Genomic DNA, 14142 nt, shown 5'->3' with positions numbered 1-14142 from the left:
GGTACTTTCAAGGATGGCTATAGTAGTGAAAAAGCCAATGCCAGACTGCGGCCGCTTAGTAACAAGCTTACCAATAATACCAAGACACCCAATAAATTCTGCCAGCGGTTATTCTTATATTGCCCCAATACCTTGTGATTCATAGCCAGCAACAAACACAAACAAATCAGCGGCAGTAAAATACCATTGGCAACCTGAGCAAACCAAATAACACTGAGGGGCCGAATGCCTAGCGACGACAACAGCACGCCAACTACAATAATAACTAGCCAGGTTAAGCGAAACAGCGGTTGCGTCAGGTTCAGTGGTTTACCGACCAGGCCCGACAACGCATAAGCTGCAGCCAACGGAGCAGTAATAGCAGAAGACAACCCGGCCGCCATCAACCCTATTGCTAAACACCAGGTAGCGGCGCTGCCAAACAATGGCGTCAGACCTTGCGCCAGCTGGGTAACATTTTCCAGTTGCTGGCCGCTACCAAAAAAAGCGGCTGCTGCAGTCGAAACTATGGCCAGCGAAATAAGCCCGCCTAAAGGAATGGCTACAGCGATATCGGTGCGTGATGCGCTCAGTGCTTTGGTAGTATCGATACTGCCTTTTGGCCATTTTTGTGCTGCGCTGGCTGCATGTAAAAAAAGTGAATACGGCACTACCGTAGTGCCAATTAGTGCCACTACGGTAAGCAGGGCTCCAGCTGGAATTTGAGGTAATAATGCGCCGGTTAATAATGCTGGCAGATCAGGTTTGGTTAGCAACATAGTGCCAATAAATGCCAGGCTCATCAGCAGTACCAGCACGATTAAACAGCGCTCAATCCACTTGTATTGGCCAAACCACAGTACTGCTGCAGCCAAAGCTCCCAATATCAATGCCCAAAGGTTTAGGCCGCTAACCGTTTGCCAGTATTTTATTAAATAAACGTCAGCAAAAAGTGCTTCAGCGCCCAACACTGCGCCACTAATATTACCGCCTTGATAAGCACTGTTACCGATGACAATAGCCGCCACAACTAATAATAGTAGCGGCCAGCGCAGCAAGGGTAGCGTTACCAATTCACGCAGGTTTTCACCCAGGCCACGGCCGGTTACTATGCCAAGCCGGGCTGCCATTTCTTGCAACACCATAGTGGCAAATACGGAAAATACTAGTGCCCAAAGTAGCGCATAGCCATAATTAGCACCGGCCAACGAGGCGGTTATTACAGTGCCGGGACCGATAAAAGCGGCAGTGACTAAGGTAGCGGGGCCAAAGCATGATAGTTTTTTAGACATAAGTTCAGGTTCATAACCACAGATGGCGCTACCTTAGCACAGGGCTGCGTCATCCTGCCAAAACTGTAGATATTCCACCCTAGCCTTATGTCAGCATGCAACGCCACTTTAGCAAAGTGACGTTTGCCATGGTTTTAAATGCATCAGGCACTGACGGCCTGCCTGGCTTGCTGCTCCAGCTCCGCTTTTAATGCCGGCTCCAGCTTTAACTGACGGGCCAGTTCAGTCAGGTAACTGCGTTCCATAAAGCTCTCTTCATCTACCACCAACACGCTGGCCAGATACATTTCCGCGGCTATCTCGGGTGTGGTCGCACTTTGCGCGATATCAGCCGGATCGAGCGGTTTTTTAAGCTCAGCATCAAACCAGTGCTGTAATTGGCTATCGCTGGTTAACCGCGCAATTTCGTTGTCGATAAGCTCGCGTTCGCGATCATCAATATGACCATCAGATTTGGCAGCACCGATAATAGCGCGCAAAATAGCATGGCTGTGCTGTTCAGCTTGCGGCGCCGCTAACCGGTCAATGGTTTGTGGCTCGGCCTGCGACACTTTGGCGCCCTGTTGTTGCTGATAATTACTGTACGCTTTGTACGCCACGACACCCAGCGCCGCCAGGCCGCCGTAAGTTAAAATTTTGCCGCCCATTTTGCGGCCTTTTTTACTGCCCAACAACAGGCCGATAGCGCCACCACCTAACGCCGCCCCGGCTTTGCCAGATAGTAAACCCGCCAAACCACCACTGGCCGGGGCCCCTGAGCGAGCGGTCCCTGCGCTATTGCTGCCTGATAGCAACGCCGAGCCATGCTTAAATAACTGATCTAATAATCCTTTGGTATTCATTTATTTGCCTCTGCTTTTTATTCGATTTTTATCTGACCATACTGACAACAAAAGATTCCAGCCAGACATCATCTGTTACAACCTGATATTTTGCCCAGCTCGCGCTATGTGCTTTACTTGTAGTCGATTCAGAACCATAACAACAAGGACTTCTCATGTTTAAACCACGTTACCTTGCCCTGTTTTGTGCGCTGGCCAGCAGCTCGGCTTTTGCCACAGAGGGCACACGCTTGCTGCGCCAGCCGGATATCTCAGCAAAGCACTTAACCTTTGTTTACGGTGGTGATATTTGGCTCAGTGATACCAACGGCGTAAACCCGCGCCAGCTTACCAGCCATCCGGCCAGCGAATTTGCACCGAAGTTTTCACCAGACGGTAACTGGATTGCCTTCTCGGCGGCATATGACAACAATACCGACGTTTACGTCATGCCGGTAAGCGGCGGCGCGGCCACCAGGCTAACCTTTCACCCGGGGGCGGACACGGTAAACGGCTGGAGTCCGGATGGTAAAAGTGTCATTTTCGCTTCAAACCGCGAAATCGCTAACAGCCGCAGCAATCAGTTATATAAAATCAGTGTCAACGGTGGCTACCCGGATAAATTAATGCAAGCGGTGGCCTTTGAAGGCGACTTAAGCAGCGACGGTAAAAGGCTGGCTTACCGGCCCAACAATATGGCCTACAGCGGTGCCAGTGGCTGGCGTTTACACCGCGGTGGCAGCACACCGCCGGTATGGATCATTGACCTGGAAAAACAACAGCTGGAAAAAATCCCTCACCCTAACGCCAATGAATTTAACCCGTTTTGGCTCGGTGATACGGTGTACTTCCTGTCAGACCGTGATAACAAAGCGGTAAACCTATTCCGCTACGCCGATAAACAAGTTACCCAATTAACCAACAATACTGATTGGGACCTGCGCAGCGCGGCCGGCCACGGTAACAGCATAGTGTACGAAGCCGGCGGCTATTTGCACCGCTTTGACATCGCCAGCGGCCAAAGCACGCCTGTTCGTGTCGACCTTAACAGCCAATCGCCACAGCAACGACCACAGTGGAAAGATGCCGGCAAAACCCTGACCGCAGCACGCCTGTCGGCCACCGGCCAGCGCGTGGTGGTTAGTGCCCGCGGTGATATTTTTACCGTGCCGGTAAAAGACGGCAGCACACGCAACCTGACGCAAAGCAGCGGTGTACGCGAATTTGACGGCCTGTGGAGCCCGGACGGCAGCAAAGTAGCCTACATTTCTGACGCCGGCAATAAGCACCAACTGGTGCTGCAAAGTCAGGATGGCTTAAGCGCTGCTGAAAGCTTTTCTTTATCAGATGCGGGTTATTTTAATCTGCTGAGCTTTTCGCCCGATGGCAACCTTATTGCTTATCACGACAACCACTTAAATCTGTATGTGTTTAACCTTAAAACCAAACGCAGCCAAAAACTGGACACCTCCGCACGGCGCGATGACTTTAACGTGTCTTTTTCGCCCGATAGCCGTTATTTAGCCTATACCGTATCTGCGGCTAACTACTTCAGCCAAATTAAGTTATTTGACTTTAACACCAATAAAGCCAGCCAAATTACCGATGGCCTGAGCCACGCTGACGACCCGGCTTTTACTGAAGATTATCTGTACTTTACCGCCTCGGTAAATACCGGCCCGTCGCAGGTTGGGCTGGATTTATCCACTCGCGAGCGGCCGGTGCGCAAAGCCATTTATGCTTATGTCCTGGCCAGTGATGGCAAATCGCCGTTACTGCCGAAAACCGGTGATGAACCGCTGAAAAAAGCTGACGAAAAAGCAGCGAAAAAAGATAAAGATGACGACAAGCCGGCGGTAAAAGCAGTAAAAATCGACCTTGCCGGGCTGCAAAACCGCATTATTGCGCTGCCGGTAGCCGAGCGTAACTACGACAGCTTAAGTGTGGCCGATGACGGCGCCTTGTTTTATATCGAGCGCAGCCAACCGGGCGCCAGCAATGAGCCACCGGGCAGTAACGGCCAAAACAATGGCACCTTATACCGCTATGACTTTGAAGAGAAAAAGGCAGAGCAGGTAAAAGACGGCCTGATTGGTTATAACCTCAGCGACGACGGCAAAAAGTTGCTTATGCTAACAGCGCCTAATAACCTGCAGGTAGGCGACGCCAAAGCCAAACCGGATGCCAAGGCGCTAAGCCTGGCTGAAGTACGCAGCTTTGTTGACCCGGCGCAGGAGTGGCAGCAAATCTTTAATGACGCCTGGCGTATGCAAAAAGAGTACTTTTATGATGCCAAAATGCACGGTATTAACTGGCAGGCCATTTACGACAAATACCAACCCATGCTTAAACACGTGCAACGCCGTGAAGACTTAAACGACGTGCTGGTAGAGATGATTGCCGAGCTGCAGGTTGGCCACAACCGTATTGGCGGTGGTGATGTGCACCAGGAAGGCAGCAGTAAAGCCGGTCTGTTAGGTGCCGATTTTGCTATTAACAACGGCAAATACCAGTTTAAAACAGTGTATCAGGGCGATCGCTGGAGCCCATTCTTAAAGGCGCCGTTAAATGTACCGGGTGCCGCTGCCAAGGCCGGCGACTACCTACTGGCCGTAAACGGCCGCGAGCTTAGTGCCAACGATAACGTATTTGCCTTGCTCGACAACACCCTGGGCAAACAAGTGGTGCTAAGCATAGCCGACGATGCCCGTGGTAAAAACCAACGCAACATCACCATAGAGCCGGTAGCTAACGACAGCCAACTGCGCTTATGGCATTGGGTAGAACAAAACCGCCAATTGGTGGCAGAAAAAACCGACGGAAAAGTGGCTTATGTGTATCTGCCTAATACTGCAGACGGTGGTTTTTACTTCTTTAACCGCATGTTCTTCGCCCAAACCGACAAACCGGCCGTTATTCTGGACGAACGTAAAAACGGTGGTGGCCAAGCGGCAAACTACATTACCGAAATTCTTGGCCGGCCGTTTTTATCTGGCTGGAAAGACCGCGATGGCTTAGTCTTTACCACTCCCGGCGGCGGTATTTACGGCCCGAAAACCATGCTGATTGATCAAGACGCCGGCTCAGGCGGTGACTTCCTGCCGTGGGCGTTTAAGCGCTTAGGTCTGGGTAAAACCATCGGTACCCGTACCTGGGGTGGCTTAATTGGTATTTCAGCCAATCCGGCCATGATTGACGGTGGTTTCCACGTGGTGCCGTTTTTCCGCTTTTACACCCCAGATGGTGAATGGCGGGTAGAAAACGAAGGCGTAGCGCCGGACATCGAGGTAGAACTGGATCCGATAGCAGTGAATAAAGGCATTGATGTGCAGTTAGAGCGTGCTATTAAGCACACGCTGAACGAGCTAAAAGCCAAGCCGCCACAAGATCATAGCCAAGCCCCAGCCATGCCAACCAAGCTAGGCATGTAATCTTCTGGTTTACATACAAAACCGTTGCTCTGCAGCGGTTTTGTTTTTTTAACTCCCTATTCTTGTGGCACGATTTTTAAAATCCCTTCGTTAGCACAGCCTCTAATTGTAAATATTTGTATATTAATTGAATCTCTTTGTTTAACAACACACTTACATCCAAAGCTGTACGTAAGATAGCTGAATTTACTTTACCAACAAGAGGCCATCAATATGAGAAAACATCACGCCATATTTTTAGTGGCGGTTATAACAACCAGTCTTACCGCCTGCATAACCTATAAAGCGCCACGCTACCAAAGCTCGGCAGAGACACTATTGCACTTGCAGCAATTAGAAGCGGCCCCCGTTGCACTTAAACCCATTAGCCGCCCGGCGGGCATAAAAGATCACGAACAATGCCAAACGCAAGGCCAGGTAAAAGCATCCGGCGGCTATGCTAACTATGTTGATGCCGCTTTACGTGCTGAACTGGCAAACGCCAATTTACTAGCGGACAGCGCACCTATTCAATTAACCGGCTATTTAGAAAAAGTTAAGTTTAACTCCTGGAAAAACAGTTGGTATTTAACATTGGAGCTGGTGTCATCGAATGGCCATAAGTTTACCACTCAGACTACTTATAGCGGTGAAGGCAGAGGGTATGAAGAAGAAACAAGCTGCCTTCTCGTTGCGCAGTCTATGCCCTCTGCTGTAAAGCAGTTGCTGCAAGATGCGATAACCAGTAAGGATTTTGCCACCTTGCTTCAGACAGCCCCCAAATAAAGGCTGGCAGCTTGCTAACAGTGAAGCTGCCCTCGACTTATCCAAACTACCTCGCCATAACCCCGTCCCGCTTAACTGACAAACATCATGCAGTTAAGCGGTTTTCTCCTGGTTTAAGTTGCGCTCGGCAGGAATATCACTTAAATACTCAACAAACTCCACCTCAAACCCGGCCGGGTCAACAAAGTAGATATTTTTACGATAAGGCTCATCGGCACCTGGTTTGGCAATGGCATAACCAGCGATATTCAGCCTGGCGATAACCGCATCGAGGTTGTTAGTCACATAGGCAAAATGGGCAAAACCAACACTGTGGCCGGCCAAATCACGGTTGTCGCCTTCGCCGTGGTCGCTAAGCGCTAAATAATGATAATCGTCTCCAAAGTGTAACCATTTGCGTGGCTTGCCATACCATTCGCCCCTACCCTGGTCACGAATGTGCCAGTGTGGAAAAGCCGCGCGGTAAAAATGCAGCATGGCGTCAATATCACTCACCACTAAATTAACGTGCTCTAAGTACATAGTTTGTCTCCAAAGATATTATTTGCTTCTTATGGTGTGGCTAACCAGCTGAAAATAGCGGCGTAAAAAGCCATTTTGGTACTGCCTTGTGTTTTCACTTTGCGTTGTCATTAGTTAACTCCTTGCTGTAAGTTAGACGGCAGGTTAAAACCTCAACCAAAGTTGAGGTAAAGTGCTTTTTGCGAAAAATATAAAAATAAGGAGTCAAACCATGACAGACGCCACCTGGAGTATCGGCCGCGTAGCGAAACGCTGCGGCATAAACGTCAGCACGCTGCACTTTTATGAAAACAAAGGCCTGATTAAAAGCTGGCGCAACGAGGGTAACCAGCGCCGTTATAAGCCAGAAGTGTTGCGGCGTATTTCTGTAATTAAAGCAGCGCAAAAAGTAGGTATTAGTTTAGACGAAGTAAAACAAGCATTTTTATCCCTGCCCGACAGCCGCACTCCTACCGTAGAGGACTGGCAGCTGCTATCCAGCAACTGGCAACAAATGCTTGATGCGCGCATTGCTTATCTGCAAAAACTACGCGACTACCTTACCGGCTGTATTGGCTGTGGCTGCCTGAGTATGACTAAGTGCCCGCTGTATAACCCGGATGATATTCTGGGCGCCGAAGGTACCGGGCCGGTTATTCTCGAACAGGTAGAGTAGCGATAAACACAATGTAAAATGTACAGCTGTTCACTGAAACATCTGGCACCAGCAAATAAATGAAAATAATTAACTCATTTAAATTCATAAACATAATAAACAATAATGCAGAAACACAACAAACAAACTGGCCACACCAGATTTTTTAGTGTACAACTGTACGCCGAAATTGCCTGATAGTGTGAAGCTGTAGTGAAGTCATTTTTTACCCGCCTCTGGCGTAGCTTTTGTTTAGTGCTGGGCAACCAGCCCACGCTAACTTTATATTTTTTGCCGCTGTTGCAACGTTTTTGGCCGGGTTTTGTGCCTGACCAATACCGTGCCCGTTTACAGGCAAAACAGTGGCAAACAGCCGATATGCTGCAGCTAACACTTCAAGTATCACCGCGCTGGCAGGGTTTTGTACCAGGCCAGCACCTGCTGTTAACCATTGAGCATAATGGCCGCTATATCAGCCGGCCATTCAGTATTTGCTCGCCGCTCAGCCTATGGCAAAGCCAACAGCACATTCAGCTATGCTGCAAAATCAACCGCAAGGCTGAATTTACTCCGCTGTTAAACCAGCTGCAAAACGGTGCTGTGCTAAATATCAGCGCTGCTCAGGGTGGCTTTTACTGGCTACAACCGGCTGTACCTACGGTATTTGTCGCGGCCGGTTCCGGTATTACGCCTATTGCATCTATGCTGTTAAGCCAGCGTCACTGGTTAGCGCCGGCAACTCTGTTTTACCGGGTTCGCGGTGCAGAAAACGCAGCCTTACTGGCAGAATTAAAGCAACTTGCACAAAGGCAACCGCTGTTTACGCTAATGTTGTCAGACAGCCGCATTGCACCCGCTGAAACACTGCAACAACAACTTTGCGCCGATATCAGCAATAAGCAGTTTTACCTCTGTGGCCCGCAAGCATTTATGCAGCAGCTGCGCAATACACTAAGCCAGCATGGCGTAACGGCAGAGCTTATTAAGCAAGAGCAATTTGGTTTGGCCCCGCCCCCAGCCTCATGCAGCACAACAGATCCTCTGCTGAGCGCTAATTTTATCCGCGCCGGTTTCATCACCGCGGTAACGCTGAACAGCCAACACAGCCTGCTGCAAAGTGCGGAGCAATATAATCTGGCGCCGCGCTTTGGTTGTCGAATGGGTGTGTGTTTTCAATGTGTCTGCGACAAAGTGTCCGGCCAGGTACGTGATATGCGCAGCGGAGCCCTAAGCGGCCACGGCGCCGAACAAATTCAGCTGTGTATCAGCCAACCGGTAACCGAATTAGTGATTAAGCTGTAACAGGACTATTGATGAAACTTTCCACAGAGCAATTTAACGCGCTTGAGCACGAGCTGGACAGCGTAAAACAGCAGGTACAACAGCAACTGGGCGAGGCCGATGCACGCTATATCCGCCGCGTGTTGCTGGTACAACGTATAAGCGCCCTTAGCGGGCGGGTTTTAATGGTTCTGGGCTTTATTACGCCCTGGCTTTGGTTGGCTGGCGTATTGCTGCTGGCACTGGCAAAAATTCTCGACAATATGGAAATTGGCCACAATGTGCTGCATGGTCAATACGACTGGATGAATGACCCGGTGCTGCATTCCAAACGCTACGAATGGGATATTGCTTGTGACGCCGGCAGTTGGCAGCGCACGCATAATTTTGAGCACCACACTTACACCAATATCATAGGTAAAGACCGCGACTTTGGTTACGGCCTACTGCGTTTAAGTAACGATTTTCGCTGGCGGCTGCGTAATTTATGGCAAGGCGGTACTTACCTGTTGCTAAGCATGCTATTCCAATGGGGCGTGTCGTATCACGAGCTGGCAGCCCAGCGGGTATTCTTTGGTAAAAAGAAGGCCGATCGTCACACTCAAGTTAGCGACAGCGAACTGAAAAAAGCGTTTTTCGGTAAGGGCGCCCGCCAGTTGGTTAAAGACTATATATTTTTTCCGCTCATCGCCGGACCGATGTGGTTATGGGTGCTGTGCGGTAACTTGCTGGCGAATTTGCTGCGCAATTTATGGACATCAACGGTGATTTTTTGCGGCCACTTTACCAAAGAAGTGCATGTGTTTACTGCTGTAGAATGCGAGGGCGAAAGCCGTGGCCAGTGGTATTATCGCCAAATGCTGGGCTCGTCTAATTTTACCGGCCCAACCTGGCTGCATATTTTAACCGGCCATTTAAGCTGCCAGATAGAGCACCACCTGTATCCGGATATTCCGGCACGGCACTACCCAGCTATGGCTGGGCAGGTGCAGGCTATCGCAGCTAAATACGGTATTCCATATAATACCGGCAGCTTTGTACGCCAGTACAGCACGGTTTTTGGCCGAATTATGCGCTATTCACTGCCGGGCGGCGACAAGGCTGTAAAAGCACTATAGGGCCGCATAATTGCGCCCATTGATATGGAAGGCTTATTCTTACGCCTGGTAATGTAACCAGGGGCAATTATGCGCCCCTACGTTTTGTCTGGTGCAGCGCGTTTATCTGTCCGATCTAAGGCGCGAATAATATCGCGCCAGCTTATAATACCCTGCGGTCGGTTGTTGCTGTCTACCACAGGAATGCAGGATACCCCCTCACTATTAAACAGATGAATGGCGTCCATTACCTTAGCCTGCGGTTGCAATGTTAACGGCTTGCGCCGCATAACCTGGTGCACTTTTTTATTTAACGTCGCCAAATCCCGCGCGGTTTCAGCTGCAGTGCCGATATGCGGGCTAAGGGCTTTAAACAGATCGCGGTCAGACAACACGCCAAGCAACATGCCGTGTTCCACCACCAGCACATGGTGAAACTTTACATGATCAAAAATCTGCTTTACCACCGCCAGGCTATCATCGGGGGATACACTTACCGGTTTAAGTGTCATTAACTGCGCGACATTCAGCATCAGAGTTAACCTTTACTACGCAGAAAAAACGCCACGATAACCGAGGTCAGTACGCCCATAATGGCGGCGCCGATAACACTTTGCAGCATATAGTTATTTAAACTGAAATACTCGGCGGCCTGCTGCGGTGTCATCATGCCTTGCGCGCTGGCGTAAGCCTGCACATTGGCAAAATACTCCGGTGTAATAACGTTATGGGTTAGCCACTGCGCCGCCGGGCTTAGCAGCACTACCACTAACGTAATAAGCAGTCCGGCAACGGTGCCCTGCTTCCAGCTCATACTGCCGCTGTATTCACGCGCCTTTTTCTGCCTGAGCGCCAATACGTAAACCAGTATTGCCGGTATAGCGAATAAATTAGTGTAGCTAGCATGCTCAGCAATATAACGGCCGTGCAGGCCAACCAACTGCTCGGCCCACATCCACAGCAGCACCACAGCGGTGAAAATAACGCCCCAGCGTATTTCTGTCAGATATTTTTGCATAACGCTTTGTTCTTGATGTTAAACACGGCAAAACTATAGCGCTTTTTCTATTAAACGCCAGCCGCAAACGGCGGTTGGTATTTAGCCCAAAACTGGCTGCTAAAGCGGTTTTGCGGATCATATTGCTGCTTTAGCTGAAAAAACTCAGCTGCGCGCGGATAAGCGCGTTGAAATTGTGCGGGTGACGCGCTGGGTTGATAAGGCAAATAATAACTGCCTCCTTGGGCTAACACTGCCTCTATCAACTGCTGACTCCAAATATCAGTATGCTGCTTTGCCTGCTCATCAGTTCCCTGGCGGTAATAAATAACAAAGGCGAAGGTTTCTTGCGGTGCCCAGGCCAATAGCGAGCCTTTGTCGGGCAAGGCATGCCTGACCGACACATTTAACACGTTGACGTTATGCTGCTGCAACACAGAGGCCAGCTGCGGTACAAAAGCATCAAATTTACTCACCGGCACAAAATATTCACGTAAACCGTAAGTCTGCTGTGTTCTGTCCGCCGGTTCTAACTCTCGTACATCATAACTGGCTTCATAATTGCGCCAGTGCACGGCCGGCTGGCGGTACAGCAGCGGATCCAGCCAGTGCTGTCGCAGTCTTTTCGCCACAGCATAATCAGCAACAAAATCGGCTAATGCAGGTTGCCACCAGTAGCGGGTGTCGGCGCTATGCAGCCGGCTGGCTACCGTAACAGTGTTATCGGTTGTCAACTAGGATACGGCAGCCATTTGGTTATAATTCGGTGGATAAAGCACGGCATTGTGAAACACGACCTGTGCATTCTCACGGATTTGGCTCTGGAAAAAATTGCGGTACTGCGATGCTGCCATAGTCGTCACCTGGCGCTGCACCCTACTGTTATCGGTAAGTTGTAGGCTGGCCTCAAGGATAATTCCCATAGCACCGTAGCCGCCAATAGCGGCGAAGAACAGCTCACTGTTGGTTTCTGGCGTTGCGCTTACAACGTTGCCATCGGCCAGTAACAGCCGGATAGCCAGCACCGAATTAATTAATGGCCCCTCGCCAATGTAACGACCATGCGCATTTACGCTTAACGAGCCACCTACAGTGAAATCAGCATAACTTTGCATAGTTTTCACCGACAGATCGTAGCCATCAATGTGAGCTTGAATATCGCGCCAGGTAATACCGGCCTGCACTGTTATTTGCTTCTTGTCCGGTGTAAAGCTAACGATGTTATTGTAACTACGCATATCAATATGCAGGCTGTCTGACAGCGCTATCTGGCCGCCCTGGCTATAGCGCCCACCACCAACCGACACCGCACCGCTTGAATTCATTAACTGCTGCACCAATTCGGCCTCAGTTTGCGGCCTCAGCACTTTAGCTACCTTGATTGGGTTTAGCCGGGTAATGTCATTGACAACAAGTTCTGCTGTTGGCTGCTCAGGCGCAGTCAGGTAAGGCAGCAGATAACTTAAACACCAGCACAACGTAACTACAACCGTAACCAATACTGCTATACTTAGCTTTTTTAGCAGCTTTTTTAGCATCTCTTTTCGCGCCCCTGTCAATTAAGACCGGCTAAGATAATTTACCAACCAATAAATAACAATGTGTTAGCAAGTTTATTTAACCCCCTAAGGGCCGCGTCTTGCTTTTTGCCTTCAAATTAACGACTCAAAGCGTTGTAATCGGCAGTGAACTTCAGCTGCCGATATACTCAGTTTTAGTGCTTTTTTGTTGCTGTTTGCTGATACAAATTAATTGTCGGCTGCCCCCCTGTTACACCAAAGCTGACTTCCACGCCGGTATCTTCATGTACGTAGCGTTGTTGATTTACATCGGCATGTTCGCCCTGCACCGCAGTTAATGGGTAAATATCGCCATTGGGGAATTTAACCGCAATACCGTCGGCTTCAACCACTTGAATAATCTCTGCCTGCCAGTCGGCAAAGGGATATTCGCCGAGAAACACGGTTTGCTGTTGCCGGTCAACCTGGCGTTTTTGCAACGCTTTACCTTTAAAATCAGGCCAGTTATACACAAAAGACGCGGCTCTTAGCATTTCAAGCCCGATACCGTAACCGGCATCAGAGTTGGTCATAAACACTGCGCCATCGCCGGTTTCTGGGTACATGATCATAAAGCATCTGTAGCCAAGGGTGCCGCCACCATGCTGAAACAAGAATTGCTTCCCTGCACCGGCAACGATAAAAGTCATCGCCGGCTGGCCGCCAAATTGAGCAGACAGATCTTGCTCTGGCATGATTGGCGTTAGCATTTCCCGCACAGCAGCTTGTGATAAAAACTTACTTTGCCCCTGATAGGCTCTAGTGGTTTCGATGGCGAATCTGGCTAAATCGCTTGGCGTTGACCACAACCCCGCAGCAGCCTGCTCTGGATGCCGCCGCCAGCCGCCGGTCAATGTTTTGCCCGATCTGTCGTGGCCTAAAGCAACCAAAACCCCGCCCTGCTGCGGATAATCGAGCGCAAAGCTGCTGTTTGTCATGCCCAGTGGCGACAACAGCCAGCTAGCCATCAATTGCTCAAAGGGCTGTTTAAAAGTGTCAGTTAAGGCTATTTCAGCCAGAGTGTAGCCAGCCCCAGAATAGCTAACTGTCGTACCGGGCGTGGTTTCCACACTGGCCGCTTTAGTGTTGGCGGGCACCTCGCCGTTAAAGGTTTGCAGATCTGAGGGTATGGCTACGCCTTGTTCATAGCCCTGATAACCGCCGGCTGTTAGGCCGGAGCTGTGATCCAGCAGATTTTTAAAGCTAACCGCTGCCTCTGGCGCTTGCTTGCCTTTAGCTAGAGTTAACGAGGTTAAGTAGGTATCAATACTAGCATTTATATCTAACAGGCCTTGCTGTTGCATGCGCATCACCGCAAAGGCCGTGACAGGTTTGGCAATAGATGCCGCCTGAAATACCGTATCAACCGTTACAACCTGGTCTGACGCTGCGGCGACAGTGCCATAGCCGCTGGCCCAGGCAAGCTCTCTGTTTTGGATCAGCGCAAAACTGACGCCTGGCACCTTATGATAGGCAAGCCGCTGCTGTACCGTATAGGTGCTAACCGGCTGGGCACCAAATTTAACCGGACCACGTAAATTCTGCTCAACTGCCGCTTGCAGTGCAGCCACGTTCTCTCGCTGCCCGATAGTATTTTTATCCTGCGCGTCTTTTGTTGCCTGCGTTGTATTGCCTGCCTGCGCAAAAAAGTTGGCGCTGACCGCCAATATAACAAACAGATATTTCTGCATATTTCCCTCTATGGTGTTGTGCAATTTTGACCACGCCGATAATGACTACTTGCCAAATCGCAGGCATGATTTT

13 protein-coding genes are annotated in these 14142 nt (G+C 49.9%); 5 read left to right on the top strand and 8 right to left on the bottom strand.

What is annotated here, in order from left to right; translation table 11 throughout:
- Positions 1-17 precede the first annotated feature (17 nt).
- Both I4W93_RS02510 and I4W93_RS02505 read right to left on the bottom strand, forming a co-directional pair.
- Positions 18-1271: an Nramp family divalent metal transporter gene (locus I4W93_RS02510; RefSeq protein WP_205310006.1), complete on the bottom strand. Its 1254-nt coding sequence runs from the start codon at positions 1269-1271 to the stop codon at positions 18-20.
- Between the two features lie 143 nt (positions 1272-1414).
- Entirely contained in the window at positions 1415-2113 is a 699-nt protein-coding gene (locus I4W93_RS02505; RefSeq protein WP_205310007.1) for a tellurite resistance TerB family protein, read from the bottom strand.
- Positions 2114-2268: 155 nt separating this feature from the next.
- On the opposite strand from I4W93_RS02505, the gene I4W93_RS02500 reads away from it, so the two are divergent.
- Together I4W93_RS02500 and I4W93_RS02495 are read left to right on the top strand one after the other, a co-directional pair.
- Positions 2269-5523: a S41 family peptidase gene (locus tag I4W93_RS02500; protein WP_205310008.1), complete on the top strand. Its 3255-nt coding sequence runs from the start codon at positions 2269-2271 to the stop codon at positions 5521-5523.
- Positions 5524-5736: 213 nt separating this feature from the next.
- The gene (locus I4W93_RS02495) at positions 5737-6288 is read left to right on the top strand and encodes a hypothetical protein (RefSeq protein WP_205310009.1); all 552 of its coding nucleotides are present in this window, start codon (positions 5737-5739) and stop codon (positions 6286-6288) included.
- Positions 6289-6381: 93 nt separating this feature from the next.
- Here I4W93_RS02495 and I4W93_RS02490 read toward each other — a convergent pair whose 3' ends face one another.
- Positions 6382-6810 carry a VOC family protein gene (locus I4W93_RS02490; RefSeq protein WP_205310010.1) on the bottom strand — a complete coding sequence of 143 codons (429 nt, stop codon included), beginning with the start codon at positions 6808-6810 and terminating at the stop codon, positions 6382-6384.
- 211 nt (positions 6811-7021) lie between these two features.
- Between I4W93_RS02490 and soxR the strand changes: the two genes are divergently transcribed.
- The 3 genes from soxR to I4W93_RS02475 all read left to right on the top strand — a co-directional run bounded on the left by soxR (position 7022) and on the right by I4W93_RS02475 (position 9843).
- Complete coding sequence (gene soxR / locus I4W93_RS02485; RefSeq protein WP_205310011.1) at positions 7022-7465, top strand: redox-sensitive transcriptional activator SoxR; 444 nt, start codon at positions 7022-7024, stop codon at positions 7463-7465.
- A 192-nt stretch (positions 7466-7657) separates the two neighbouring features.
- Entirely contained in the window at positions 7658-8746 is a 1089-nt protein-coding gene (locus I4W93_RS02480; RefSeq protein WP_205310012.1) for a flavin reductase family protein, read from the top strand.
- A gap of 11 nt (positions 8747-8757) precedes the next feature.
- Positions 8758-9843 carry a fatty acid desaturase family protein gene (locus I4W93_RS02475; protein ID WP_205310013.1) on the top strand — a complete coding sequence of 362 codons (1086 nt, stop codon included), beginning with the start codon at positions 8758-8760 and terminating at the stop codon, positions 9841-9843.
- Between the two features lie 77 nt (positions 9844-9920).
- Here the strand turns inward: I4W93_RS02475 and I4W93_RS02470 are convergent, their stop codons facing one another.
- From I4W93_RS02470 to I4W93_RS02450, 5 genes are all read right to left on the bottom strand, one after another.
- The gene (locus tag I4W93_RS02470; RefSeq protein WP_205310014.1) at positions 9921-10355 is read right to left on the bottom strand and encodes a CBS domain-containing protein; all 435 of its coding nucleotides are present in this window, start codon (positions 10353-10355) and stop codon (positions 9921-9923) included.
- Between the two features lie 5 nt (positions 10356-10360).
- Positions 10361-10840 (bottom strand): DUF4199 domain-containing protein, encoded by a 480-nt coding sequence (locus tag I4W93_RS02465; RefSeq protein ID WP_205310015.1) that lies wholly within the window; start codon positions 10838-10840, stop codon positions 10361-10363.
- A 50-nt stretch (positions 10841-10890) separates the two neighbouring features.
- On the bottom strand, positions 10891-11553 hold the full coding sequence (locus I4W93_RS02460; RefSeq protein ID WP_205310016.1) for a D-arabinono-1,4-lactone oxidase: 663 nt from the start codon (positions 11551-11553) through the stop codon (positions 10891-10893).
- Positions 11554-12357: an FAD-binding protein gene (locus I4W93_RS02455; RefSeq protein ID WP_205310017.1), complete on the bottom strand. Its 804-nt coding sequence runs from the start codon at positions 12355-12357 to the stop codon at positions 11554-11556.
- 176 nt (positions 12358-12533) lie between these two features.
- Positions 12534-14069 (bottom strand): serine hydrolase domain-containing protein, encoded by a 1536-nt coding sequence (locus I4W93_RS02450; protein ID WP_205310018.1) that lies wholly within the window; start codon positions 14067-14069, stop codon positions 12534-12536.
- Positions 14070-14142 lie beyond the last annotated feature (73 nt).

The organism is Rheinheimera maricola (assembly GCF_016918075.2).
Taxonomy (GTDB): domain Bacteria; phylum Pseudomonadota; class Gammaproteobacteria; order Enterobacterales; family Alteromonadaceae; genus Alishewanella; species Alishewanella maricola_A.
The sequence above is the reverse complement of the archived record's forward strand: the minus strand, read 5'-3'. Positions and strand labels throughout refer to the sequence as shown.

Coding starts and splice junctions, on each gene's coding strand:
- I4W93_RS02510 (WP_205310006.1), bottom strand. CDS start 1,271: ATGTCTAAAAAACTATCATGCTTTGGCCCCGCTACCTTAGTCACTGCC.
- I4W93_RS02505 (WP_205310007.1), bottom strand. CDS start 2,113: ATGAATACCAAAGGATTATTAGATCAGTTATTTAAGCATGGCTCGGCG.
- I4W93_RS02500 (WP_205310008.1), top strand. CDS start 2,269: ATGTTTAAACCACGTTACCTTGCCCTGTTTTGTGCGCTGGCCAGCAGC.
- I4W93_RS02495 (WP_205310009.1), top strand. CDS start 5,737: ATGAGAAAACATCACGCCATATTTTTAGTGGCGGTTATAACAACCAGT.
- I4W93_RS02490 (WP_205310010.1), bottom strand. CDS start 6,810: ATGTACTTAGAGCACGTTAATTTAGTGGTGAGTGATATTGACGCCATG.
- soxR (WP_205310011.1), top strand. CDS start 7,022: ATGACAGACGCCACCTGGAGTATCGGCCGCGTAGCGAAACGCTGCGGC.
- I4W93_RS02475 (WP_205310013.1), top strand. CDS start 8,758: ATGAAACTTTCCACAGAGCAATTTAACGCGCTTGAGCACGAGCTGGAC.
- I4W93_RS02470 (WP_205310014.1), bottom strand. CDS start 10,355: ATGCTGAATGTCGCGCAGTTAATGACACTTAAACCGGTAAGTGTATCC.
- I4W93_RS02465 (WP_205310015.1), bottom strand. CDS start 10,840: ATGCAAAAATATCTGACAGAAATACGCTGGGGCGTTATTTTCACCGCT.
- I4W93_RS02455 (WP_205310017.1), bottom strand. CDS start 12,357: ATGCTAAAAAAGCTGCTAAAAAAGCTAAGTATAGCAGTATTGGTTACG.
- I4W93_RS02450 (WP_205310018.1), bottom strand. CDS start 14,069: ATGCAGAAATATCTGTTTGTTATATTGGCGGTCAGCGCCAACTTTTTT.